This window comes from Caulobacter segnis (assembly GCF_019931575.1).
GTDB lineage: Bacteria > Pseudomonadota > Alphaproteobacteria > Caulobacterales > Caulobacteraceae > Caulobacter > Caulobacter segnis_C.
In genome coordinates this window covers 2,888,023-2,911,574 of the sequence record NZ_CP082923.1, presented here as the reverse complement: position 1 = coordinate 2,911,574, position 23,552 = coordinate 2,888,023, and the positions used below count along the sequence as shown (strand labels likewise).

26 protein-coding genes and 1 tRNA gene are annotated in these 23,552 nt (G+C 69.0%); 13 read left to right on the top strand and 14 right to left on the bottom strand.

Going from position 1 to position 23,552, the window contains the following annotated elements; genetic code table 11:
* Positions 1-4 precede the first annotated feature (4 nt).
* Complete coding sequence (locus K8940_RS13370) at positions 5-2,371, top strand: transketolase (protein WP_223390450.1); 2,367 nt, start codon at positions 5-7, stop codon at positions 2,369-2,371.
* 11 nt (positions 2,372-2,382) lie between these two features.
* On the opposite strand, the gene K8940_RS13365 is transcribed toward K8940_RS13370, so the two are convergent.
* From K8940_RS13365 to K8940_RS13355, 3 genes are all read right to left on the bottom strand, one after another.
* Positions 2,383-2,739 carry a nuclear transport factor 2 family protein gene (locus K8940_RS13365; RefSeq protein ID WP_223390449.1) on the bottom strand — a complete coding sequence of 119 codons (357 nt, stop codon included), beginning with the start codon at positions 2,737-2,739 and terminating at the stop codon, positions 2,383-2,385.
* Positions 2,736-3,473, bottom strand: coding sequence for a nuclear transport factor 2 family protein (locus tag K8940_RS13360; RefSeq protein WP_223390448.1), 738 nt, complete (start codon positions 3,471-3,473; stop codon positions 2,736-2,738). The genes K8940_RS13365 and K8940_RS13360 overlap by 4 nt, the downstream gene beginning before the upstream one ends.
* 158 nt (positions 3,474-3,631) lie before the next feature.
* On the bottom strand, positions 3,632-4,117 hold the full coding sequence (locus K8940_RS13355; protein WP_223390447.1) for a c-type cytochrome: 486 nt from the start codon (positions 4,115-4,117) through the stop codon (positions 3,632-3,634).
* A 278-nt stretch (positions 4,118-4,395) separates the two neighbouring features.
* Between K8940_RS13355 and K8940_RS13350 the strand changes: the two genes are divergently transcribed.
* The 3 genes from K8940_RS13350 to K8940_RS13340 all read left to right on the top strand — a co-directional run bounded on the left by K8940_RS13350 (position 4,396) and on the right by K8940_RS13340 (position 5,948).
* Entirely contained in the window at positions 4,396-4,896 is a 501-nt protein-coding gene (locus K8940_RS13350; protein WP_223390446.1) for a GcrA family cell cycle regulator, read from the top strand.
* Positions 4,897-4,961: 65 nt separating this feature from the next.
* A complete protein-coding gene (locus K8940_RS13345) occupies positions 4,962-5,177 on the top strand; it encodes a hypothetical protein (protein ID WP_223390445.1) in 216 nt (71 codons plus the stop codon).
* A 243-nt stretch (positions 5,178-5,420) separates the two neighbouring features.
* Positions 5,421-5,948, top strand: a complete 528-nt coding sequence (locus K8940_RS13340) for a MarR family winged helix-turn-helix transcriptional regulator (protein WP_223390444.1) — start codon at positions 5,421-5,423, stop codon at positions 5,946-5,948.
* Here K8940_RS13340 and K8940_RS13335 read toward each other — a convergent pair.
* The 6 genes from K8940_RS13335 to K8940_RS13310 all read right to left on the bottom strand — a co-directional run bounded on the left by K8940_RS13335 (position 5,920) and on the right by K8940_RS13310 (position 9,469).
* Entirely contained in the window at positions 5,920-6,498 is a 579-nt protein-coding gene (locus K8940_RS13335; RefSeq protein WP_223390443.1) for a hypothetical protein, read from the bottom strand. The genes K8940_RS13340 and K8940_RS13335 overlap by 29 nt on opposite strands.
* Positions 6,498-6,803 (bottom strand): PadR family transcriptional regulator, encoded by a 306-nt coding sequence (locus K8940_RS13330; RefSeq protein ID WP_223390442.1) that lies wholly within the window; start codon positions 6,801-6,803, stop codon positions 6,498-6,500. Before K8940_RS13330 ends, K8940_RS13335 begins: the two co-directional genes overlap by 1 nt.
* Before the next feature lie 73 nt (positions 6,804-6,876).
* On the bottom strand, positions 6,877-7,302 hold the full coding sequence (gene arfB, locus K8940_RS13325) for an alternative ribosome rescue aminoacyl-tRNA hydrolase ArfB (RefSeq protein ID WP_223390441.1): 426 nt from the start codon (positions 7,300-7,302) through the stop codon (positions 6,877-6,879).
* The gene (locus tag K8940_RS13320; RefSeq protein WP_223390440.1) at positions 7,299-7,760 is read right to left on the bottom strand and encodes a YaiI/YqxD family protein; all 462 of its coding nucleotides are present in this window, start codon (positions 7,758-7,760) and stop codon (positions 7,299-7,301) included. The genes arfB and K8940_RS13320 overlap by 4 nt, the downstream gene beginning before the upstream one ends.
* A gap of 24 nt (positions 7,761-7,784) precedes the next feature.
* Positions 7,785-7,859: transfer RNA gene (locus K8940_RS13315), tRNA-Thr, on the bottom strand.
* Between the two features lie 86 nt (positions 7,860-7,945).
* Entirely contained in the window at positions 7,946-9,469 is a 1,524-nt protein-coding gene (locus K8940_RS13310; RefSeq protein ID WP_223390439.1) for an aldehyde dehydrogenase family protein, read from the bottom strand.
* A 108-nt stretch (positions 9,470-9,577) separates the two neighbouring features.
* On the opposite strand from K8940_RS13310, the gene folD reads away from it, so the two are divergent.
* The 3 genes from folD to K8940_RS13295 are packed head-to-tail and all read left to right on the top strand — an operon-like array spanning position 9,578 to position 12,253.
* A complete protein-coding gene (folD, locus tag K8940_RS13305) occupies positions 9,578-10,471 on the top strand; it encodes a bifunctional methylenetetrahydrofolate dehydrogenase/methenyltetrahydrofolate cyclohydrolase FolD (protein ID WP_223390438.1) in 894 nt (297 codons plus the stop codon).
* Complete coding sequence (locus K8940_RS13300) at positions 10,471-10,830, top strand: c-type cytochrome (protein ID WP_223390437.1); 360 nt, start codon at positions 10,471-10,473, stop codon at positions 10,828-10,830. Before folD ends, K8940_RS13300 begins: the two co-directional genes overlap by 1 nt.
* 16 nt (positions 10,831-10,846) lie before the next feature.
* Positions 10,847-12,253, top strand: coding sequence for a D-arabinono-1,4-lactone oxidase (locus tag K8940_RS13295; protein WP_223390436.1), 1,407 nt, complete (start codon positions 10,847-10,849; stop codon positions 12,251-12,253).
* Positions 12,254-12,257: 4 nt separating this feature from the next.
* Here the strand turns inward: K8940_RS13295 and K8940_RS13290 are convergent, their stop codons facing one another.
* The 3 genes from K8940_RS13290 to K8940_RS13280 form a co-directional block, all read right to left on the bottom strand.
* Positions 12,258-12,743, bottom strand: coding sequence for an Hpt domain-containing protein (locus K8940_RS13290; protein WP_223390435.1), 486 nt, complete (start codon positions 12,741-12,743; stop codon positions 12,258-12,260).
* Positions 12,744-12,849: 106 nt separating this feature from the next.
* A complete protein-coding gene (locus K8940_RS13285; protein ID WP_223390434.1) occupies positions 12,850-13,632 on the bottom strand; it encodes an NAD kinase in 783 nt (260 codons plus the stop codon).
* A 71-nt stretch (positions 13,633-13,703) separates the two neighbouring features.
* Entirely contained in the window at positions 13,704-14,789 is a 1,086-nt protein-coding gene (locus K8940_RS13280; protein ID WP_223390433.1) for a DUF2336 domain-containing protein, read from the bottom strand.
* 165 nt (positions 14,790-14,954) lie between these two features.
* On the opposite strand from K8940_RS13280, the gene glpK reads away from it, so the two are divergent.
* The 4 genes from glpK (at position 14,955) to K8940_RS13260 (ending at position 19,528) form a co-directional block, all read left to right on the top strand.
* A complete protein-coding gene (glpK, locus tag K8940_RS13275) occupies positions 14,955-16,445 on the top strand; it encodes a glycerol kinase GlpK (protein WP_223390432.1) in 1,491 nt (496 codons plus the stop codon).
* A gap of 85 nt (positions 16,446-16,530) precedes the next feature.
* Entirely contained in the window at positions 16,531-17,580 is a 1,050-nt protein-coding gene (locus K8940_RS13270) for an SMP-30/gluconolactonase/LRE family protein (protein ID WP_223390431.1), read from the top strand.
* Positions 17,490-18,692 (top strand): Gfo/Idh/MocA family protein, encoded by a 1,203-nt coding sequence (locus K8940_RS13265; RefSeq protein ID WP_223395857.1) that lies wholly within the window; start codon positions 17,490-17,492, stop codon positions 18,690-18,692. The genes K8940_RS13270 and K8940_RS13265 overlap by 91 nt, the downstream gene beginning before the upstream one ends.
* Positions 18,689-19,528, top strand: coding sequence for an alpha/beta hydrolase (locus K8940_RS13260; RefSeq protein WP_223390430.1), 840 nt, complete (start codon positions 18,689-18,691; stop codon positions 19,526-19,528). The genes K8940_RS13265 and K8940_RS13260 overlap by 4 nt, the downstream gene beginning before the upstream one ends.
* A gap of 2 nt (positions 19,529-19,530) precedes the next feature.
* Here K8940_RS13260 and K8940_RS13255 read toward each other — a convergent pair whose 3' ends face one another.
* The gene (locus K8940_RS13255) at positions 19,531-20,208 is read right to left on the bottom strand and encodes a uracil-DNA glycosylase (RefSeq protein ID WP_223390429.1); all 678 of its coding nucleotides are present in this window, start codon (positions 20,206-20,208) and stop codon (positions 19,531-19,533) included.
* A gap of 1 nt (position 20,209) precedes the next feature.
* Entirely contained in the window at positions 20,210-20,806 is a 597-nt protein-coding gene (locus tag K8940_RS13250; RefSeq protein ID WP_223390428.1) for an NYN domain-containing protein, read from the bottom strand.
* 48 nt (positions 20,807-20,854) lie between these two features.
* Between K8940_RS13250 and folK the strand changes: the two genes are divergently transcribed.
* On the top strand, positions 20,855-21,343 hold the full coding sequence (gene folK, locus K8940_RS13245) for a 2-amino-4-hydroxy-6-hydroxymethyldihydropteridine diphosphokinase (RefSeq protein WP_223395856.1): 489 nt from the start codon (positions 20,855-20,857) through the stop codon (positions 21,341-21,343).
* 82 nt (positions 21,344-21,425) lie between these two features.
* A complete protein-coding gene (locus tag K8940_RS13240) occupies positions 21,426-23,480 on the top strand; it encodes a M13 family metallopeptidase (RefSeq protein WP_223390427.1) in 2,055 nt (684 codons plus the stop codon).
* Positions 23,481-23,552 lie beyond the last annotated feature (72 nt).

Here is a 23,552-nt window from a genome sequence, read left to right as displayed (position 1 = left end):
AAGCATGGCTGATGGCTCTCTGACGGCCAAGCGGCAGGAAATAGCTCTGCTGCGCCGTCTCGAGGAACGGATTCTCTGGTTGGCGGCGTGGACTATCCACAACGCAAACCATGTCCGGCAAAGCCGCGACGGTCTGAAGGTCGGTGGTCACCAGGCGTCCAGCGCCTCGCTGACCACGATCATGACGGCGCTCTACATGAAGGCGTTGCGGCCGCAGGATCGGGTGGCCGTCAAGCCGCACGCCAGCCCCGTCTTCCACGCCATCCAGCACCTGTTCGGCCGCCAGAGCCTGGACAACCTCAAGCGCTTCCGGGCGCTGGGCGGGGCGCAGTCCTATCCCTCGCGCACCAAGGACGTGGACGACGTCGACTTCTCGACCGGCTCGGTGGGGCTGGGCGTGGCCATGACCGCCTTCGCTTCGCTGACCCAGGACTACCTGGCCGCGCGGGGGGCGGTGAAGCCGGAGAAGATGGGCCGGATGATTTCGCTGCTGGGCGACGCCGAGCTGGACGAGGGCAACATCTACGAGGCTCTGATCGAGGCCTGCAAGCACGACATCCGCAACACCTGGTGGATCGTCGACTACAACCGCCAAAGCCTGGACGCGACCACCCAGGACCGGATGTTCACCCGCTATGGCGAGATCTTCGAGGCCGCCGGCTGGACCGTCGAGACGCTGAAGTGGTCCAAGCGCCAGCGCGAGGCCTTCGCCAAGCCGGGCGGCGACAAGCTGCGCGAATGGATCGAGACCGCGCCGAACGACCTGTTCTCGGCCCTGACCTACCAGGGCGGGGCGGCCTGGCGCGAACGGCTGAACGCCGACCTGGCGGGCAGTCCCAGGACCCTGGCCCTGATCGCCGGCTACAAGGACCTCGACCTGGCCGAGCTGATGACCGAGCTGGGCGGCCACTGCCTGGAGACCCTGCTGGAGGCCTTCGAGAAGGCGGGGCAGGACGACCGGCCGCGCTTCTTCATCGCCTATACGGTCAAGGGGCTGCGCCTGCCGTTCCAGGGGCACAAGGACAACCACGCGGGCCTCATGACCCCGGCCCAGATCGCCGAGCTTCGGAGCCGTCTCGGTGTCGTCGAGGGCGAGGAGTGGGATCCGCTGTCGGGCCTGTCGGCGGCCGAGCGCACGGCCTTGAAGGGTTTGGTCGCCCGCGCCCCGTTCGCCGCCGAGGTCGAGCGAAACCATGTCGCGCCGACCGTTCCGACGCCGAGTGCGGACGAGCTTCTGACGGCCGTGGACGCCAAGGGGGCGGGGGGCGGCGAACAGTCGACCCAGGCCGCCTTCGGCAAGGTGATGTTCGAGATCGCCGCGCGGAAGGACGAGTTCGCCGGCCGCGTGGTCACCACCTCGCCGGACGTGACCGTGTCGACCAACCTGGGCGGCTTCGTGAACCGGCGGGGCGTCTTCCAGCGCCGGGCGCACGAGGACGTCTTCAAGCGCCGCCGCATCCCTTCGGCCCAGGTCTGGTCCAAGGCCGAGACCGGCCAGCACGTCGAGCTGGGCATCGCCGAGAACAACCTGTTCATCGCCCTGGCCGCCCTGGGCCTGACCGCGCCGCTGTTCGGCGAGCGCCTCTTCCCGGTCGGGACCCTGTACGACCCCTTCATCGCCCGGGGGCTCGATGCCCTGAATTACGCCTGCTACCAGGACGCCCGGTTCCTGCTGGTCGCCACGCCGTCCGGCCTGACCCTGGCCCCCGAGGGCGGCGCGCACCAGTCGATCAACGCGCCCGTCATCGGCATGGCCCAGCCGGGCCTGGACACCTACGAGCCGGCCTTCGCCGACGAGACGGCGGTGCTGATGGCCCGCGCCTTCGACCGTATCCAGGCCCCGGACGGCGCCTCGACCTATCTGCGGCTGTCGACGCGGGTGATCGACCAGCCCGAGCGGGCGGACGACGCCTGGCGCCAGGGCGTGGTCGACGGCGGCTATTGGCTGAAGGCCCCAGCGCCCGGCACGCGCCTCGCCATCGTCTACAGCGGAGCCCTGGCCCCCGAGGCCCTGGCCGCGTTTGAGGCGCTTTCCGAGGACATGCCCGAGGCGGGCCTCCTGGCCGTGACCTCGGCCGACGTGCTGCACCGGGACTGGACGGCCTCGGGCCGGGCGCGCTGGACCGGGGAGGGCGTGCGCGTCTCGACCATCGAGACCCTGCTGGCGCCGCTGGATCGCGACGCCGGCCTCGTCACCCTGACCGACGGCGCGCCGCTGGCCCTGTCGTGGCTGGGCTCGGTGCGGGGCCAGCGGGTGCGGGCCTTGGGGCTGGAGTCGTTCGGCCAGTCGGGCGACCTGCCGGACCTCTACGGCAAATACCGCCTGGACGCCGAAGCGGTGCTGGACGCCTGCGCGGACTTGCTCGCTTAGAGAAAGAGGGCCTAGAGCCCGCCGACGATCGTCAGGCCCGACAGCCGGCCGTCGCGGAAGTGATAGGTCAAGGTCGCGCGGGTGTCGGTCCAGACGTGGCCGTCGGGGCTCTCGACCGAGTACTGGGACTCGACCGTCAGGGCGTCGTCGCTTTCGGCCGTCACCCGGATCAGCGCGATGTTCGGCACAATGGTGGCGAAGATGCGGGCGAACTGGCCCATGACGGCCTCGAGGCCGACATACGGGGCGCCGCTGTCCAGAGTGTCGGGCCAGACCACGTTGGGGTGCATCAGCGACCGGATGGCCGCTAGGTCGCGGCGGTTGAAGGCGTCATAGGCCTCTTCCAGCACGGTCTGCAGGGTGCTCATGGCGCGTCCGGGTCCCGACCGCTGTCGTCGATGTCCTGTTCGACGATCAGCCCCCGCTCCAGACGATACCAGACAGTGATCGTGTCGTCCTGCCAGAGCCCGCCAGCGGGGCCGCGCGTCTCGACCTGGATCCGGGCGCGGACCCGGTCGTCGGGCTCCAGGGCGTGGTCCAGGACCACCAGCTTCAGCCGGACGGTGTCGAGCAAATGCTCGAAATGGGCGCGCACGCCGTCCAGGCCCAGGACCTCGCCGCTCTCGAAGGTGTCGGCGAAGCGGGCGGTCGGGGCGTAGCAGGCGACGATCGCGTCGAGGTCGCGGGCGTTGATGGCCCCGTGCAGGCGCGTCAGCAGGTCGGCGATGCCGGGGAAGGTCGTGGCCTGGACGTCCTGCTCGGCCTCCAGCCGCGCGATCTGTCCGTCCTTGAGCGTGAAACGATGCGCGACACGGGTGCTGGACCACAGCGAGCCGTCGACGGCGCTGGCGATGGCCTGGCGGCTCAGCACGCTAACGCGGCCTCGCGCGTCGGTGTGCAGGCTGATGAGGTCGTAGTGGGCCCTCAGCGGGGCGGTGACCTCGGTGAGGTAGGTCCGGACGGCCTCGCGGCCCTCGATCACGCCGCTCTCGACCTCGTTGGGCCATTCGACGTCGTCGGTCAGCATCGCCACGCAGCGATCGAAGGCGCGGCCGTTATAGGCGTCGTACAGCTGCGCGATCCGATCCTCGTCGGGCGTCATGGGCCTGGATCCGGGTCCCGGTTGGAAACCTTATCCATGCGCCAGAACAACCGGTCACGGAGCGTGTAACAATGCCGCACGCCCAGACCCGACACCGGCCGGCCAAGGCGTCTCCAGGCCATCAGCGCTTCGGTTTCGGGCGGGGGCGGGCGCATCGGTCAGGGGGCCGGCTTGTAGCCCGTCTCCACCTTCAGATAGGCGATCAGGTCGATGCGGTCCTTGGGGTCGTGCAGGCCCGCGAAGGTCATCTTGGTGCCGGGCATGAACTCGCGCGGATTGCTCAGCCACTTGTCCAGGTGCTCGGCGTCCCAGGCGAAGCCGGCGGCCTTCACGGCGTCGGAATAGGCGTAGCCGACCTTCGAGCCGGCCTGACGGCCGAACACGCCGTAGAGGTTGGGGCCGGTCAGGTCCGGGCCGCCCTCGGTGATGGTGTGGCACGAGCGGCAGAGGGCGAACTTGCTCTGGCCGTTCGACAGGTCGCCGGTGTTGTAGGGGGCGGGCAGGGCGGCCAGGGCCGCGGCCTTCTCGGCGTCGGTCGGCGCGGGCGCCGAGGCCGGAGGCTCGCCCGAGCTTCCGCCGTCCTTGGAGCAGGCCGTGGCGGTCAAGCAGAGGGCCGCGACGGCCGCCAGTTTCAACTTACGCATGCTGGTCCCCGACTGACGTTTCGCCGCACCGGCTGCGACGGCGCGACGCATTCCAAACCCTTATAAAATCAGGGTCCCCGGCCTGTCACGGAACAATGTTCCTTAAGGCGAGCTTGACCGGGCCCCTGCGACAATTGCCGGTATCTACGTGATTCTTCTCACGAAAAGTGGAATCGCAAAACGTGGGTCTGCACATAACTGTTTGACGGGCGTTAACCATAAATTCTACCCATTTTCTCACGGAGCGGGCTGGCTCCGACGGGCAGGGAAACAGGATCATGGACTGGAGCGAGGAACGCACCGCGACGCTCAAGAAGCTCTGGCTGGAAGGCCTGAGCGCGAGCCAGGTGGCCCGCCAGCTGGGCGGCGTCAGCCGCAGCGCGGTGATCGGCAAGGTGCACCGTCTGGGCATCACCGTCCGCGAGATCCCGACCCGCCAGCGCGCCACGACGGTCCGCGCGCCGTCACGGATCCAGGTTCGCCGCCCGACCCGTGAAACCACCGCCGCGCCCCACGTCGCTCCGCGCCTCGAGCGCACCGAGGAGGACTTGCTGCCGACCTCGAGCATCCTGGAGCTGGGCGCTCACTCGTGCCGCTGGCCGATCGGCAATCCCGAGGGCGACGACTTCGGCTTCTGCGGCCGCCCCAAGCTGACCGCGCGCGGGTCGTACTGCGAGCAGCACAGCGCCGGCGCCTTCCGCCGCCTGGGCTCCAGCCAAGCCGTCGAGACCTGGGCCCTGAAGGGCCTGAAGGAACGGGTCCAGCCGAGCCAGATCTGAAGCCGGCTCCAGACCTTCTCTCAAGCGACTTCCTCCTTTTCCTCGAGATCACCGAGTCAAAACCCATGAACATGGTCCTGATCGAGAACGCCGCCGGCAGCAGCCAAGTGATCACCATCATCGAGGAGTTCGCCGGCCACTCGGTGTCGCGCGACCTGAACCCCGGCGATCACGCCCGCATCCCGGTCACCCAGTTCAAGTCGATCACCGTGCGCGAGACCTATCCGGACAACTGGCTGACCCGCGGCCGCGACCGCAACCGCGCCGCCGCCGACGCCTGAGGGGCGAGGGGAGCGTGACAGCCGAAAGTGGCTGCCGGTTCGGCGCCGGTCACGCTCCGAAGAAAATGCGCGATCGACTGCTCGGCCGATCGTCGCGGGAAGACAAAATTCCCGCATAAATTGAATGAGATGACCCCGCGAAGCCTTTCGCGGGGTTTTTCGTTTCCGCAACGGACACCGCAGATTGCGTGACCGTTAACCTTATGAGACACAGAGCGCCGTTTTGTGGGGGCGGAAACGATTATGCGTAAGGGGGATGAGCGCGCCGACGTGGTCGAGGACCACGCGCTGCCGCTGCCGAGCTATCTGAGTTACTTGCTTTACCAGACCGAGCAGCATCGCCGCGCGGTCGCCGCGGACCTCCTGGCCCGGCACGGCCTGACCTTCGCCAAGTGGGTGGCGATGATCTCGCTGCGCCGGTTCGGGGACCTGTCCATGACCCGGCTGGCCAAGCTGGCGGCGACGGACCGCACGACGCTGACGCGCTCGATCGACAGCCTGATCGCCGACGGCCTGGTGGCGCGCGAGACCTCGCCCAGCGACCGCCGCATCGTCGTGGTGTGCCTGACCGACATCGGTCGCGATCTGCTGGAGAAGATCCGCGCCGAGATCCGGCCGCTGAACCGCGACATCTGCGCCAACTTGACCCCGGACGAGCAGGCGGCCATGACCTTGTATCTGCAGAAGATGCTGACCGGCCTGATCGTCGAGCCCGAGTGGAAGCAGGACGTGATCGGCTTCTCTACGCAGGCCCCGCCGGAGACGGCCTAGCAAAGGTCCGCCGCAGCGTCGCCCCTGCCCAGGCTCCGATCAGGCACCAGCAGAAGGTGGCGCTGAAGCCGACGATGGCCGGCGCGTTCATGACGTTGAAATTCCCGTCCATCGGCGCGCCCAGGACGTAGAGCAGCCCATACATCGCCGACGCCGCACGCAGCGTGAAGAAGGACAGCGCGATAAAGATGGTCGCGCCGGGACGCCACGCGGCCAGCAGGGCGCAGCCCAGTCCGGCTTCCACGAGCCAGAGGCCCAGGATTGCGGACTGTCCGCCGTCCTTGATCGTCTCGAACACGGGCGCCTCGGCGAAAAAGGTCACCCTGTCCCAGAGTAACCCGGTGGCCAGCACGGCGGCCCAGAAAAGCCCATCCACCCGCATGCGCCAGCCCAGGGCGCTGGCTAGCCCACCGAGCGCCCAGGACAGGCGGCCTTCGTCCAGCACGTCGAGTTCGGCCCGCATCGCCTGGCACATCGTCCGCCGGTTCGGCGGCGCGACCCAAGCGGCCAGGGTCAGGAAGGCGCGGGACAGCGAGACGATCGTCGGCATCAGACGGCTCCCTTGGGCGACAGCGCCAGGATGGTGGAGGTAGGGACGGGGTTCTCCCGCAGCACGGTCTTGCCGGCGGCGGTCAGGCGATAGGCGTGGCGCGGCGGGCGGCCGGCCCGCTCGGGCTCCAGCCACTGGCTTTCCAGCAGGCCGCGTTCGTCCAGCCGCGCCAGGATCGGATACAGGCTGCCGGACTTGAGGCCGGTGACGCCGGCGATCTCCAGCCCATACGACCAGTCGCCGCCGCTCAAGGCCTGGAGCACGGCGAGGGTCTGGGCGGAGGGGCGGCGCTGGCGCGAGGTCATGTGATAACTCTACATAGGTAGAGATTTTTCGCAAGGGCCGATCACGCTGAGGGAGACGGGGCAGGGGAGACGATCAGTCGTCGAACTTGACCCGGCCGCGCCCGGACTTGACGGTTCCGCGCTTGGTCTTCCCCTCCAGGCGCTTGAGCTTGCTGGAATAGGTGGGCTTGGTGGCCTTGCGGGGCTTGGGCTTCTCGGTCGCGCGGCGGATCAGCTCGACCAAGCGCTCGCGGGCGTCCTGGCGGTTCATCTCCTGCGAACGCGAGCCCTGCGCGAACAGGATCAGCACGCCGTCCTGGGTGAGACGGCTGCCGGCCAGGGTTTCCAGCCGCGCCTTGACGTCCTCGGGCAGGGACGGGGAGTTGCGCACGTCGAAGCGCAGTTCGAGGGCAGTCGAGGTCTTGTTGACGTGCTGACCGCCGGGGCCCGAGGCGCGCGTGGCCTTCCAGACCAGCTCGTCCTCGTCGATCCGCAGCCAGGAGGTGATCTCCAGCGTCATCGCGGAGACACGCGCTTGGCCTTGACCACCAGCTGGTCCAGCGCCTGCAGGAAGCGCGAGCGGTCGGCGTTGGCGAAGGCCGAGGGGCCCTTGGTGACCTCGCCCATCGAGCGCAGGTGCTCGCCGATCGACCGCGAGGCCAGGGCCGAGCCGATCATGTCGGGGCTGAACACCCGTCCGTTCGGCGCCACGGCCGCGCCGCCGGCCTTCAGCACGCGGTCGGCCAGCGGGATGTCGTTGGTCACCACCACGTCGCCCGGACCCACCCGCTCGGCGATCCAGTCGTCGGCGACGTCGGGACCGGCGTCGACCACGATCTGCTCGATCACCGGCGTCAGCGGTACGCGGATCCAGCTGTTGGAGACGACGAAGGTCTTGAAGCCGTGGCGGGCGGCGACCTTATAGGCTTCGTCCTTCACGGGGCAGGCGTCGGCGTCGATGAAGAGGATGGCGGTCATCGCGGCTGGTCGCCCGGAAGGGAGTGGTGCCGGCGGAGAGGATCGAACTCCCGACCTTCGGTTTACAAAACCGCTGCACTACCGCTGTGCTACGCCGGCATGGGCCCAATGACCCGAGGTCAGGGCTTATGCCGTCTGCCGGCGCGGACGGCAAGGGGTGCGAACACCCGCCGGTGGAGCGTGCCTTACAGGTCGAACCGCACCCCCTGGGCGAGTGGCAGGGCCCCCGAATAGTTCACCGTCGCGGTCTGGCGGCGCATGTACTGCTTCCAGCTGTCGGAGCCGCTCTCGCGCCCGCCGCCGGTCTCCTTCTCGCCGCCGAACGCACCGCCGATCTCGGCGCCAGAGGGGCCGATATTGACGTTGGCGATGCCGCAGTCGCTGCCGGCGGCCGACAGGAAGGCCTCGGCCTCGCGGACGTCGTTGGTCATGATGCAGGAGGACAGGCCTTGCGGGACATCGTTCTGGATCGCCAGCGCCCCGTCGAACGACGTGTACGGCACGACCTGCAGCAGCGGCGCGAAGGTCTCGCGCTGCATGCACGGCGCCGGGGCCGGCAGGCGGGCCAGGGCGGGGCGGACATAGTAGGCCTCCGGATGCTCGTCGATCAGCAGGCGCTCGCCGCCGCTGACGCTCCCGCCCTCGGCGCGGACCTGGTTCATGGCCTCGACGAAGGCGTCGTAGGCCGCCCTGTCGATCAGCGGCCCCAGCAGGGTCTTGGCCTCGCGCGGGTCCCCGATCGGCAGGCGCTGAAACGCCGTGTCGACTGCGTCGGCGACCTTGTCGACCAGGCTTTCGTGGACGATCAGCCGGCGCAGGGACGTGCAGCGCTGGCCCGCCGTGCCGGCCGCCGAGAAGACGATGGCGCGCAGGGCCAGGGAGAGGTCCGCCGAGGGCGTGACGATCATGGCGTTGTTGCCGCCCAGCTCCAGGATCGAGCGGCCGAAGCGCTCGGCGACCAGCGGGGCCACGGCCTTGCCCATGCGGGTCGAGCCGGTGGCGCTGACCAGCGGGATGCGCGGGTCGCGGGCCAGGCGTTCGCCGGCGTCGCGGCCGCCCTGGACGACGCTGGCCAGGCCGTCGGGGGTATCCCCGAAACGGTCCAGGGCCCTTTGTAGGATCGCCTGGGTGGCCAGGGCGGTCAGCGGCGTCTTCTCGGACGGCTTCCAGATCACCGGATCGCCGCAGACCAAGGCCAGGCACGCGTTCCAGGCCCAGACGGCGACCGGGAAGTTGAAGGCGCTGATCACCGCCACCGGCCCCAGCGGATGCCAGGTCTCGCGCATGGCGTGGCCGGGGCGTTCCGAGGCGATGGTCAGGCCGTGCAGCTGGCGCGACAGGCCGACGGCGAAGTCGCAGATGTCGATCATCTCCTGGACCTCGCCGGCCGCCTCGGAGGCGATCTTGCCGGCCTCCAGGGTGACGAGGGCCGCGAGGTCGGGCTTGGCCACCCGCAGTTCCTCGCCGAACAGCCGCACCAGCTCGCCCCGGCGCGGGGCGGGAACGATCCGCCAGGCCTCGAGGGCGCGGCATGCCGCCGAGACCTTGGCCCCGATCTCGCGGGCGTCGTCGAAGGCCACATGGGTCAAAACCTGACCGTCGATCGGGCCGCGAACCGGCTGTCCGGCGTCGGCGGGCAGGGCGGGGACGCCCAGCTTGGCCAGGAGTTCGCGGGCATGGGCGGCGGGGGACGGGAAGGGCTGGGTCATGGCGGGAGGACACGCCGGGGCCCGGAGGCGGTCAACCCCCTCTCGAGGCGGGCGACGTTGCGAGTCCCTTCGCGACCCGGTAGGGACGGGCCAAGCAGGAGAACCCCCATGACCCAGGCGACCATCATCGACGGCAAGGCCTTCGCGGCCGATCTGCGCGCCAAGGTCGCCGAGGAGGTCGCGGCGCTGAAGGCCGCGCATGGTGTCACGCCGGGCCTGGCCGTGGTGCTGGTCGGCGAGGATCCGGCCAGCCAGGTCTATGTCCGCAACAAGGGGCAGCAGACGGAAGAGGCGGGCATGTACTCCGAGACCCACCGCCTGCCGGCCGAGACCACCCAGGACGAACTGCTGGCCGTGGTCGCCAAGCTGAACGCCGATCCCAAGATCCATGGGGTTCTGGTCCAGTTCCCCGTACCGCCGCACATCAGCCAGATGGACGTCGTTGCCGCCCTCTCACCGGACAAGGACGTCGACGGCCTGACAGTGACCAACGCCGGCCGCCTGGCCAGCGGCCTGCCGGCCCTGACGCCCTGCACGCCGCTGGGCTGCATGATGCTGCTGAAGGACGTGGTCGGCGACCTTAAGGGCAAGAACGCCGTCGTCATCGGCCGCTCGAACCTGATGGGCAAGCCGATGGCCCAGATGCTGCTGGCCGCCGACTGCACCGTGACCATCGCCCACTCGCGCAGCCAGGACCTGCCCTCAATCGTGCGCCAGGCCGACATCGTCGTGGCCGCTGTCGGCCGGGCCGAGATGGTCAAGGCCGACTGGGTCAAGCCGGGCGCGGTGGTCATCGACGTCGGCATCACCCGCTATCCGGCCCGTGACCCGGCCGCCGCCGCTGCGGGCAAGACTCGGCTGGTCGGCGACGTCGCCTTCGACGAGGTCCGCGAGGTCGCCGGCGCGATCACCCCGGTGCCGGGCGGGGTGGGGCCGATGACCATCGCCTGCCTGCTGGCCAACACGCTGACGGCCGCCAAGCGCCTGTCGGGGATCGCCTGATGAGGGGGGCGTTCGTCGTTCTCGCGTCCGCCCTGATCCTCGCCGCCTGCGGGCCCAAGGCGCCGCCCCCGCCGACGCCGGAACAGGCCCTGGCCCTGCGTCCGGCCGACGCCCGCCTATCGGCGCTTTACGAGACCTCGTGCCATGCCTGCCACGCCGCGCCGGGCACGGGCGCGCCGCTGGTTCACGACCGCGCCGCCTGGGATGGTCGCTGGAAGCAGGGCGAGGCCGTGTTGCTGGACCACGCCATCCAGGGCTTCAACGCCATGCCAGCGACGGGGCAGTGCGCGACTTGCACACCGGACGATTTCAAGGCCCTCATACGCTTCATGGCGGGGCGCGAAGACTCCGCGAAATAGGCGAGGGGTAGGCGGCATGATCTCCAGGCGCGGAGCTCTGATCGCAGGCGGAGCGGGGGTCGTGGTCGTCGCCGGCGGCGGCGCGGCGGCCTACAAGGTCGCCACCGGAGACAAGCCCGAACCGCCGTCGCCCGCCTCGGTGGATCCCCAGGGCAAGCTGCTCTGGCGCAACTGGTCCGGCATTCAGCACGCCTATCCCGCCGCCCGCTTGGCGCCCAAGGACGAGGGCGAACTGGCCACGGCGCTCAAGGTCGCACAGGGACCCGTCCGGCCCGTGGGCGCGGGCCACTCGTTCACCGCCCTGGCGCCGACCGACGGGACCCTGATCTCGCTGGACGCCATGGCCGGGATCGTCGGCTGGGAGGGCGATGCGGCGATCGTCCGCACCGGCACGCGGCTGGGCGCCTTGGGACCGATGCTGGCGCAGAAGGGCCGGGCGCTGCCGAACCTGCCCGACATCAACAAGCAGTCGCTGGGCGGCGCGCTGGGCACGGCGACCCACGGCACCGGCCAAAAGATCGTGGCCCTCCACGGCGACGTCACCGGCCTGCGGCTGGTGACGCCCACGGGCCAGGTGATCGACGCCGACGCGGCGACCAACCCCGAGGTCTTCCAGGCCGCCCGCGTCTCGCTGGGCGCGCTGGGCGTGATCAGCCAGGTGCGGCTGCGGACCAGCGCAAACCGTCGTCTGCGCCGCCACGTCTGGCTGGAGCCGTTCGACGAGGCCCTGGCGAACGCCGAGGCGCGCTGGGCCCAGCATCGCAACTTTGAGTTCTTCGCCGTGCCGTTCACCGGCCTGGCGGCCAACATCAGCCACGACGAGACCGATGAGCCGGTCCAGGCGCGAGGACCTGATCAGGACACCGAGTTCCTGCAGGCCCTTCGGGGGCTGCGCAACCTGCTGGGCTTCGCCACGCCGCTGCGCAAGGCCGCCGCCAAGGCGCTGCTGTCGATCGCCAAGCCCGAGACGGCCGTCGACGAGGGCTGGAAGCTGCTGTCGACCGAGCGGCCGGTGCGCTTCAACGAGATGGAGTTCCACCTGCCGGCCGAGAACCAGCTGAAGGCGCTGGAGGAGGTCGTGGCGACCATCGAGAAGGAACGTCCCGACGTCTTCTTCCCGATCGAGGCGCGGCGGATCGCGTCGGACGACGCCTGGCTGTCGCCGTTCCAGGGCGGGGCGCGCGGCTCGGTGGCGGTGCACGCCTATTATCGCGACGACTTCAGCTTCCTCTACCAGCTGGTCGAGCCGATCTTCCGCCGCTACGACGGCCGGCCGCACTGGGGCAAGCTGCATACGCTGCGGGGACAGCAGCTGGAGGCGATCTACCCGCGCTGGAAGGATTTCCTGGCCGTGCGCCAGGAGCTGGATCCGGAAGGCCGGATGTTGAACCCGTATCTGAAAGGCCTGTTCGGCCTGACCTAAAGCCTCAGGCCGCGGCGTCGAGATATTCGGTGACGCGGGCCTCGAGCTCGGTGACCAGGGCCTTGCCCACCGGATGGGTGTCGACCTTGATGTCGTCGCGGACGCAGGCCTTGATCGCGTCGATGTGGGCGTCGACCAGGAACATCGGCGCCTGGAGACGGGTCTCCGGCTCGTCGATCAGCTTGCACAGCGAGGCGGCCAGGCGGGTGATCAGCGGGAACTCGTACGTGGCGCCCAGGCCCTTCAGGTCATGGGCCCGCAGATAGAGGGTCTCGACCGTCTGGGCGGTCATGCCCTCGACGCGGACCGCCTGCCGGGCGGCCTCCAGCTTGACGATCTCGTCATTCAGCCATTGGGCGAAGTTGCCGGACAGGCTCTTCAGAGCGGCCTCGGCCTTGGCGATCGCGGCCATGTCGATGCCCCCACGCCCGCCCACCTTGAGCTTGAGCATGTTGGGCACCTGGATCACTTCAGCGGTCTTATTCGTCACGGGCGCCTCCCCCAGCGGCGGATCGTTGGGTAACCGCTAACATAGCAGGCGTTAATATTGGATGAGACGCGACCCAACGTCTCATGCGCTCAGCGAGGTCTTCAGATCAGGCGGAGAACTGTTCCGCCAGAACTCTTTCCTCCAGGCTGCGCCCGGCGTCGAAGAGCATGGAAAGCGAGGTGCCGCGATCCTCGGAAATATGGACCTCCATGACGTCGCGAACCTCGAAATTGTCGGCCACGGCGCTGACGGGACGCTTGTCGGCTTCCAGGATCTCGAAGGTGACCCGCGCCGACTGCGGCAGAAGCGCCCCGCGCCAGCGGCGGGGACGGAAGGCCGAAATGGGCGTCAGGGCCAGCACCCGGCCGTCGATCGGGATGATCGGGCCGTGGGCCGAGAGATTGTAGGCGGTCGAGCCGGCGGGCGTGGCCAGCAGGGCGCCGTCGCAGACCAGCTCGCCCATCCGCACCTTGCCGTCGATCGAGATGCGCAGCTTGGCCGTCTGGCGGGTCTGGCGCAGCAGCGACACCTCGTTGATCGCCAGGGCGCGGTGCTGGGTGCGGCGGGAGTCGATGGCGACCATGGCCAGCGGATGGATGACGGCGCGCTCTGCGGCGTTGATCCGCTCCAGGAGGCCGTCTTCGCTGTACTCGTTCATCAGGAAGCCGACCGAGCCGCGGTTCATGCCGTAGATCGGCGTCTGGGTGGCGATAGCCTCGTGCAGGGTTTCCAGCATGAAGCCGTCGCCGCCGAGGGCGACGATGACCTGGGCGTTCTCGTCGCCGACGTCGCCATAGCGGGCGGTCAGCCGTTCCTTCGCCTCGATGGCCTCGGGCCGGTCGCTGGACTTGAAGGCCAGGCGAGTCACGAACGGTTGCGGCTGGTACATGGCGCCAAGAGGCTTGAAGCCCCCAGATTTGTCAAAGGGGCCTTGTCAAACCTGGCTTTGGAGTTGCCTGGTCAGACCTGTCCCACGGCCTGGCGGAAGGCCATGCCGGCGATGTCCGGCGTGAACGGCCCGAAGGCGCTGGCGGCGCGCCGCACGCCTTCCTCGCCGCCGCCGGGACGGCCGCCGTTCAGCTGACGGACGTGCTCCAGGATGGTCGGGAAGACGCTGCGGTCGATGCCAACGGCCGAGCAGGCCAGGGCCAGCAGTTCAGGGCGGCTGCTGTCGATGGCGCGGCGGACCTGGGCGGATTCGAACTTGCCCAGCCGCGCCAGGGCCATGACGAACAGCTGCAACCGGCTTTCGCGGAGCACCCGCAGCAGATAGCCCGGCCGAAGCTGTCCGGCGGAGTCGAGCTTCTCGATCAGCGAGCGCTCCATCTCCTCGCGGTCCTCGTCCTGCTCGACGGGGGCGATGTCATCTTCGCTGTCGCCGCGATGCGCCGCGCGGAGGGCGTCGTCGACCGCCGCCTGCATCTTGCCGGAGTCCAGGTTGAACCGGGACAGCAGCGTGTCGCGCAGGGCGCGGCCGACCAGCAGATAAAGCTGCTCGGCCAGATCGGTGGAGAGCTTGGGGTGGCGGGCGAGGGGCGAGCGCAGCGCGACGACGTCTCGTGAGCGGTCGACCAGCTGGCCCATCGCGGCCGGTGAGATCTCGGCGGTGTCGTTCGAGGCCAGGGCCGTGAGGACGGCGGGCTCGTCGCGGCTGATGATCGCCTCGACCACGGCGCCGGGCAGGCGCGGGCGGCGGGCGATCTCGATCTGGTGTTCCAGCGTCGCCTGGACCAGCAGGCGGATCAGGTCGTGATCCTGCAGCACCGGGCTGCGGGCGATGATCGGCCGGGCGATCTCGATCTCGTCCAGCGCCATGATGTTGATCAGGGCGGACGGCGCCCAGTCGGCGTCGGCCAGGCGTTCGGCCAGGCGATGGCGGATGTCGCGCTCGGCCTCAACCACCAGGGTCATGAAGATCGAGTTCAGTAGGGCCTGGATGTCGGGATGGGTCGGCTCGCCGCTGGCCTGGCCGGCCTCGCAGAGATCGATGATGCCGGTGAGCAGACGTTCACGGTCGCCGGGCTCGCGACTGCGAGCCAGCTTCATGAGCGCGGCGATCTCGACGGCTTGGATGGCCCGCCTCCTTCGAATCCCGAAGACCCGAGGAGGATGACCTTGCGGCCCCCAAATGAAAACATGCTTAAACAGATCAAGCACGCCGGCGCCGCCTATCGCGTCGAGATGCCGCAAGCACGAGTGGAGGACGCGTAGATGGCTCAAGACCTGATCCTGGCCCTGGACCAGGGCACGACCAGCACCCGGGCCATCCTGTTCGATCGCGCCGGCCAGGCCTTGGCCGAGGCTTCACGGCCCTTGCGCCAGAGCTATCCGCGCGACGGCTGGGTCGAGCACGACGCCGAGGAGATCTACGCCGCCTGCGTGGCGGTGCTGCGCGAGGCGACGGAAAAGTCCGGCCGCGCCGACGGCGTGGCGGCGATCGGCATCACCAACCAGCGCGAGACGGTGGTGATCTGGGATCGCAAGACCGGTCGCCCGATCCATCCGGCTGTCGTCTGGCAGGACCGCCGCACGGCGGAGGTCTGCGCACGGCTTAGGGAAGAGGGCCACGAACCGCGCGTCACCGAGGTCACCGGCCTGCTGCTGGACCCGTACTTCTCGGGCACCAAGATCGCCTGGATTCTCGACAGGGTTCCCGGCGCGCGGGCCCGGGCCGAGGCGGGCGAGCTGCTGGCCGGGACCATGGACTGCTGGGTGATCTGGCGACTGACCGGCGGCGCCGTCCACGCCACCGACGCCACCAACGCCTCGCGCACCCTGCTGTTCGACATCGCGGCGCAAGCCTGGTCGGCCGAGATGCTGGACCTGTTCAACGTGCCGGGCGCCCTGCTGCCCAAGGTGCTGGACTGCGTCGACGACTATGGCGCGGCCCAGGCCCAGGTGCTGGGTCGTGACGTCCCGATCCGGGGCGTGGCGGGCGACCAGCAGGCGGCGCTGATGGGGCAGGGGTGCGTGGCGCCCGGCCAGATGAAGGCCACCTACGGCACCGGTTGCTTCATGCTGATCAACACCGGCGAGGCGCGCCCGATCTCCCGTTCGCGCCTGCTGACCACGGTGGCGGCGCGGGTGAACGGCAAGACGACCTACGCCCTGGAAGGCTCAATCTTCGTGGCCGGGGCGGCGATTCAGTGGTTGGGCGAGGGGCTGGGGATCACCGGAGGTCCGCGCGCCGCCGAGGCGCTGGCGCGCGCCGCCAGGAGCGACCACGGCGTCGTCGTGGTGCCGGCCTTCACGGGCCTGGGCGCGCCCTGGTGGGACGCCAACGCCCGGGGCGGCATCTTCGGCCTGACCCGCGACGCCGGCCTGCCCGAGATCGCGGCGGCGACCTTCGACGCGTGCGCCCTGCAGAGCCGCGACCTGATCGAGGCCATGCGGGCCGACGCGGCCTCGGCGTTTGGCGAGGCGGCGCAGCTGCGCATCGACGGCGGCATGTCCAAGAGTGTCTGGTTCTCGCAGCGCCTGGCCGACCTGACGGGCATCCCGGTACGTCGCGCCAGCTACCAGGAGACCACGGCCCTGGGCGCGGCCCTGTTCGCCGGGGTGGGGGCGGGGCTCTACGCCTCGGTCGAGGAGGCCGCCGAGGCCAGCCCGGCGGCCGAGACCCTGACGCCGTCGATCAAGCCGCACGAGCGCGAGGCTGCCTACGCCCGCTGGCTCGACGCCGTGCCCAGGGTGCGACTTTAGTCGAACGTCGGTTGCCCTGACATCGCTGTCTCCGCATAAAGGTCTCGCTAGCCAAGAATTGGCCAATCAGAAGCGGAGACCCGCCATGACTACCCGCCGTGTCGCTCTGGGCGCCGTATTGGGCGCCGGAGCCGCCCTGATCGCCGGAGGACAATCGCTGACCGCGCGGGCCGCGCCGGCCTATCCGAGGATCGGCCGCATCCGCCGCCTGTCGTCCGAGCTGGACGCGATCATCGCGCCGGACGCGGCGATCGAGCAGCTGGCCGACGGGATCACCTGGGCCGAGGGGCCGGTCTGGGTCCGGCGGGGCGGGTATCTGCTGTTCTCGGACGTGCCGGGCAACGTCATGCACCGCTGGAGCGCCAAGGACGGCAAGACGGACTTCCTGAAGCCGTCGGGCTACGACGGCCCGCCGACCAAGATCTTCCGCGAGGCCGGCACGAACGGCGCGATCGTCAGCCTGGCCGGCGAACTGCTGGTCGCCGACTGCGGCAACCGCGGGCTGGCCAAGGTCAACCTGGCGACCAAGAAGAAGACGGTCCTGGCCAGCACCTACAACGGCAAGAAGTTCAACAGCCCCAACGACCTGGTCGAGGTTCGTGACGGACCGCTGAAGGGCGCGCTCTATTTCACCGATCCGCCCTATGGCTTGGAGGGGCTGGACGCCTCGCCGGCCAAGGAGCAGCCGTTCAACGGCGTCTATCTGCGACGGCCGAACGGCGAGGTAGCGGTGGTCGACGACACCCTGAGCTTCCCGAACGGCGTCGGCCTGTCGCCCGACGGCAAGCGGCTCTACGTGGCGATCTCGGACCCGAAGCGGCCGGTGATCATGGCTTACGAGCTGGGCGCGGACGGCCTGCCGACATCGTCCAGGGTGTTTTTCGATGCGACCGACCTGAAGGCGGCCGGCGGTCCCGGCTTGCCGGACGGCATGAAGGTCGACGCCCAGGGGCGCCTGTTCGCCAGCGGGCCGGGCGGAATTTTGATCCTGACGCCGGACGCCAAGCTGCTCGGTGTGATCGAAACCGGCGGCCCGATCGCCAACTGCGCGTTCGGCGAGGACGGCAAGACGCTGTTTCTGACTTCCAATCACGTCGTGGCGCGGGTCCGCACCAAGACGTCCGGCCTGGCCTGATAGAGGGCGCCATGGAACCGATGAGCAAAAGAACCTTCCTCGCGGCCGGTCTGGCGGCGGGAGTCGCGACGCTGCCGCGCGGCGTGCTGGCGGCCGAACCGGGCCGCAAGCTGGGCTATGCGGTCCTGGGGCTGGGCTACTACGCCACCCGGATCATCATGCCGCGCTTCGCCGAGTGCGAGCATTCCAAGCTGGTGGCCCTGGTCAGCGGTACGCCGGAGAAGCTGAAGACGTTCGGCGAGCAGTACGGCGTCCCGGAAAGCCACCGCTACAGCTACGAGACCTTCGACAAGATCGCCGACAATCCCGACGTCGACATCGTCTACATCATCACGCCCAACAGCCTGCACCGGACCTTCACCGAGCGAGCGGCCAAGGCCGGAAAGCACGTGATGTGCGAGAAGCCGATGGCGACCTCGGCCGCCGACTGTGAGGCGATGATCGCCGCCTGCAAGAAAGCGGGGCGCAAGCTGATGATCGGCTATCGCAGCCGCTTCCAGGCCCACAATATCGAGGCCATCAAGCTGATCCGTGACGGCGCGGTGGGTCCCGTGCGGCACATCTCGACCGACCACGGCTTCACCATCGGCGACCCGACCCAGTGGCGACTGAACAAAGCCCTGTCCGGCGGCGGCAGCCTGATGGACATTGGCATCTACAGCCTGAACGCCGCGCGCTATCTGACCGGCGAGGAGCCGGTGGCGGTCAACGCCATGGAGTCCACCGATCGTTCCAACCCGCGCTTCAAGACGGTCGAGGACATCATCAACTTCCAGCTCCTGTTCCCGTCGGGCGCGACGGCCCAGTGCGGCTCGGCCTACACCGCCAACTTCAACCGCTACCGGGTCACCGGGCCCAAGGGCTGGATCGAGATCGATCCGGCGACCAGCTACCAGGGCCAGGCGATGCGCACGGCCCTGGGCGGGCCGCCGACGCCGCGCGAGCCTGCTCCCCAGCCGACGAACCAGTTCTCGGCCCAACTGGATCATCTCTCCGAATGCATTCTCGCCAACCGCGAGCCGATCGTGTCGGGCGAGGAGGGGCTGAAGGACCTGCGGGTGATCGAGGCCATCTACCGCGCCGCCCGTGAAGGACGGACGGTGAAGCTGTGAGGACTCTGGTCCTGGCCGCGGCCCTGCTGGCGCCTGGACTGGCCCAGGCCCAGCAGCAAATCCCGCTGTGGCCCAACGGCGCGCCGGGCTTCGAGAGCCGCAAGGACATGCCCGAGGTCCCCGGCGACTACTGGCTCAGGAGCATCAACAATCCTTCGGTCACGGTCTATCTGCCGCCCAAGGAGATCGCCACCGGCGCGGCCCTGGTCGTGCTGCCGGGTGGTGGTCACAGGATCCTGGTGATCCGTTCCGAAGGGGCGGACGTCGCCAAGGTGATGAACCCCGCCGGCGTGGCGGTCTTCATCATCAAGTATCGGCTCTTTCGCGAGGAGGGTTCGCCCTACACGATCGAGCACGCCCGCCAGGACGCCGTGCGCGGCGTCCGGTGGGTTCGCACCCACGCCGCCGAATACGGAGTCGACCCCAAGCGGATCGGCCTGATGGGCTTCTCGGCCGGCGGCGAGACGGCGAACCTGGAGATCTATCAAGGCGCGGCGCCCGGCGACCCGAAGGTCGACGCCATCGACGAGGCGAGCGCGCGGCCCGACTTCCAGGTGCTGGTCTATCCCGGTCCGCTGGGCGTGCCCGACAAGGTGCCGGCCGATGCGCCGCCGGCCTTCATGGTCGCGGCCAACGACGACGAGTGCTGCTCGGCGCCGCTGGTCGACCTGCTGCCCAAGTTCCGCGCCGCCAAGGTGCCGGTCGAGCTGCATCTGTTCCAGGCCGGCGGCCACGCCTTCAACATGGGCCTGCGCAAGGAGCAGGCCTCGTTCAAGCATTGGCCGAACCTGCTGGTCGACTGGCTGAACGACAACGGCTGGATGAAGCCCCGCTAGGGTTAGGGGGCCTCGTCCAGGTAGGCCTTCACCCGCGCGAACAGGTCCTCGAACATCGGCGTCGTCAGCCGGCCGGTGTTCGTGTTGAGCCGCGAGCAGTGATAGCTGTTGAAGATCCGGTAGGGGCCGGCCTGGAATTCCGAGCCGTGGCCCGGGATGCCCGCCGAGGCCTTCAGGCCCAGGGCTTTCAGCATGTTGCGCCGCGAGACGTCGCCCAGGGTGACGATGGCCTTCAGGTTCGGGAACATCTCCAGTCGCGCCGTGAGGAACGGGCGGCAGGCGTTCTCTTCCGAGGTCTCGGGCTTGTTGCCGGGCGGGGCGCAGCGGACGGCGTTGGTCACGGCGCTGCCGACCAGCTTCAGGGAATCGTCGGGTCGCGCCTCGAACTTGCCGGTGGCGAAGCCGAACTTGATCAGGGTCTCGTAGAGCAGCGTCCCGGCATAGTCGCCGGTGAACGGCCGGCCGGTGCGGTTGGCGCCCTTGCGGCCGGGCGCCAGGCCCACGACCAGCAGCCGCGCGTCCTTGTCGCCGAACGAGGGGGCGGGGCCGTTGAACCAGTCCGGATAGAGCGTCTGGTTCTCGCGGCGATAAGCCACCAGGCGCGGGCACAGCGGGCAGTCGCGCGGTGGCTCGGCGGGATTGGGAACGACCTCGCCGGCGATGTTGGAAGGTTGCTGCATCTCAGTACTCGTCGTCGGCTTCGCGTTCGGCGGGGGTGCGATGGTCCGTCGGCTGCCTCGGCTGGATCCGCTGCGGGCGGCCGATGATGGTCCCGAGGTCGGCCAGATCGACGAAGTTGTCGGCCTGCCGGCGCAGGTCGTCGCTGGTCATCGGCGGCTGGCTCTTCATGGTCGAGACCACGGTGACGCGGCGGCCCTTGCGCTGGACGGCCTCGACCAGGGCGCGGAAGTCGCCGTCGCCCGAGAACAGCACCAAGTGGTCGGCCGTCTCGGCCATCTGCAGCATGTCGACGGCGATCTCGATGTCCATGTCGCCGCGCCAGCGCTTGCGGCCCTGGCTGTCGGTGAACTCGCGCGCCGGCTTCGTCACCAGGGTGAAGCCGTTGTAGTCCAGCCAGTCGACCAGCGGCCGGATCGGCGAATAATCGTCGTTCTCGGCGATGGCGGTGTAGTAATAGGCGCGGATCAGGACGCCGCGCTTTTTGAACTCGTCGAGCAGCTTGCGGTAGTCGATGTCGAAGCCAAGGGCCTTGGCGGCGGAGTAGAGATTGGCGCCGTCGATGAACAGCGCGAGCCGGTCGGTCGGATAGAAGGTCACGGTAATCCCTTGAAAAATCAGGTCGCTCGAAATGACTTGGACGAGGCCGTGATCGTGGCGCTCGGGTGCAATCTGGCCGGAGCCTATACGAGTCGCGAGGCGCTTTTGGAAGCGGCCCTGGCGGCCCTGCCGGACGAGGGGCTGGAGCTAGTCGCGCGCTCGACCTGGTGGGGCTCGGCGGCGTGGCCAGACCCCGAGGGGCCGGAATACCGCAACGGCGTGGCCATCGTCCGCACGGCGCTGTCGCCGGCCCAGACCCTCGCGGCCCTGCACCGCATCGAGGCGCGTTTTGGACGGGCGAGGGGAGAAGCCAACGCCCCGCGCACCCTGGACCTGGATCTCGTGGCCCATGGCCGGTCGGTTCTGGACGGCGACCTCATTGTGCCGCATCCAAGGGCTCACGAGCGCCTGTTCGTGATGGGGCCCCTGGCCGAGCTGGCCCCGGCCTGGATCCACCCGGTCAGCGGCGAGCCGGCCTTCCGGCTGGCGGCCAACGCCACGGTGGGGCGCGACGCGCGCTCCATTGCCAAAGTTTAATCCCCGATCGGCGCGAGCGGCGCCCATAGTCCGGCCAAATTTCCGCGCCAAGCGTCCGCCGGACGCTCACAGGACCATGCCGATGAACCTGACCCGCTCGCTGCTCGCCTGCGTCGCCGCTGGCGCGCTGCTGACCGCCGCTCCCGCCTTCGCCCAAGTTCAGAGCGGGGCGAAGAGCGGCGTCGACCTGACCGCGATCGACAAGTCGATCAAGCTGGGCGACGACTTCTGGACCTACGCCAACAACGAATGGATCAAGGCCCACCCGATCCCCGCCGATCGCGGCCGCTACGGCAAGACCGCCGTGATGGTGGAAGAGGCCAGCAAGCGCACGGTCGACCTGATCCAGGACGCCGCCAAGGGCGGAAGCGGCGACGGCAAGAAGGTCGGCGACTACTACGCCAGCTACATGGACGAGGCCGGCATCGAGGCCAAGGGCCTGACGCCGCTGAAGGCGAACCTCGCCCGCATCGCCGCCATCAAGGATAAGGCGCAGCTGGCCAGCGTGCTGGGCGGTAATATCCGCGCCGACGTCGACGCCCTGAACGCCACCGACTTCTACACCGACAACGTCCTGGGCCTGTGGGTCTCGCCGGCGTTCGACGACACCAGCAAGTACGCGCCGTTCCTGCTGCAGGGCGGTCTCGGCATGCCCGACCGCGAGTACTATCTCTCGGACAAGGCCTCGATGGTCGAGGCGCGAACCAAGTACGTCGCCCACGTCGAGAAGATCCTGACCCTGGGCGGCGTGGCCGACGCGGCCGCCAAGGCCAAGGCGATCATGGCGCTGGAAACCCAGTTGGCCCAGGCCTCGGGAAGCCGCGCCGACAGCGCCGACGTCCAGAAGGCGAACAACAGCTGGACGCCCGCCGACTTCGCCGCCAAGGCCCCTGGCTTGGACTGGAGCGCCTTCTTCACCGCCGCCAAGCTGTCTGGCCAGCCGCGTTTCATCGTCTGGCATCCGACCCTGGTTACGGGCCTGGGCAAGGCGGTCGCCGGCGTGTCGCTGGACACCTGGAAGGACTACCTGACCTTCCACCTGCTGGATCACTATTCCAACGTGCTGCCCAAGGCGTTCGTCGATGAGCGCTTCGCCTTCTACAACGCGTCGCTGCAGGGCGTGCCGGCCCTGTCGCCGCGCTGGAAGCGGGCGGTGAACTCGACCAACGCCGTGTTGGGCGAGGCGGTCGGCAAGCTCTATGCCGATAAGTATTTCTCGGCGGAGTCCAAGGCCGCGGTGACGGCCATGGTCGACAACATGAAGGTCGCTTTTGAGAAGCGCATCGACGGCTTGGACTGGATGGATCCGGCGACAAAGGCCGAGGCCCGCAAGAAGGTCGCGGTCCTGAAGGTTGGCGTCGGCTATCCCGACCAGTGGCGGGACTATTCGGGCTATTCGGTCGTGCGCGGCGACGCCCTGGGCAACGTCCAGCGCTCGGAGGCCTTCGACTACGCCACGGCCCTGGCCAAGCTGGGCAAGCCGGTCGATCGCGGCGAGTGGGTGATGACCCCGCAGACGGTCAACGCCGTGAACCTGCCGATGCTGAACGCCCTGAACTTCCCGGCCGCGATCCTGGCCCCGCCGAACTTCGACCTGGCCAACGACGCGGCCGCCAACTACGGCGCGACTGGGGCCACGATCGGCCACGAGATCAGCCACAGCTTCGACGACCAGGGCGCGCAGTTCGACAGCCAGGGCCGCCTTCGCAACTGGTGGACGCCGGCCGACCTGGCGCAGTTCCAGAAGGCCGGCGAGGCGCTGGCCGACCAGTTCGATGCGTACAAGCCGTTCCCCGACCTGGCCGTGAACGGCAAGCAGACGCTCAGCGAGAACATCGCCGACGTCGCCGGCCTGGGCGCGGCGCTGGACGCCTACCACGCCTCCCTTGGCGGCAAGCCCGCGCCGGTGATCGACGGTTTGACCGGCGACCAGCGCTTCTTCCTGGCCTATGCGCAGAGCTGGCTGGGCTATTCGCGCCCGGCGACCCTGCGTCAGCAGTTGATCACCGACGGCCATGCCCCGGACCAGTACCGCGCCTTCACGGTCCGGAACCTGGACGACTGGTACGCTGCTTTCGACGTGAAGCCGGGCGACAGCATGTACCTTCCGCCGGAGAAGCGGGTGAAGGTGTGGTAACCTCCCAGGCCTAGACATTGACTCGCGAAGCGGGCATAAGCGCCCGCTCGCGAAAGCAGGAAGATCGTGCGC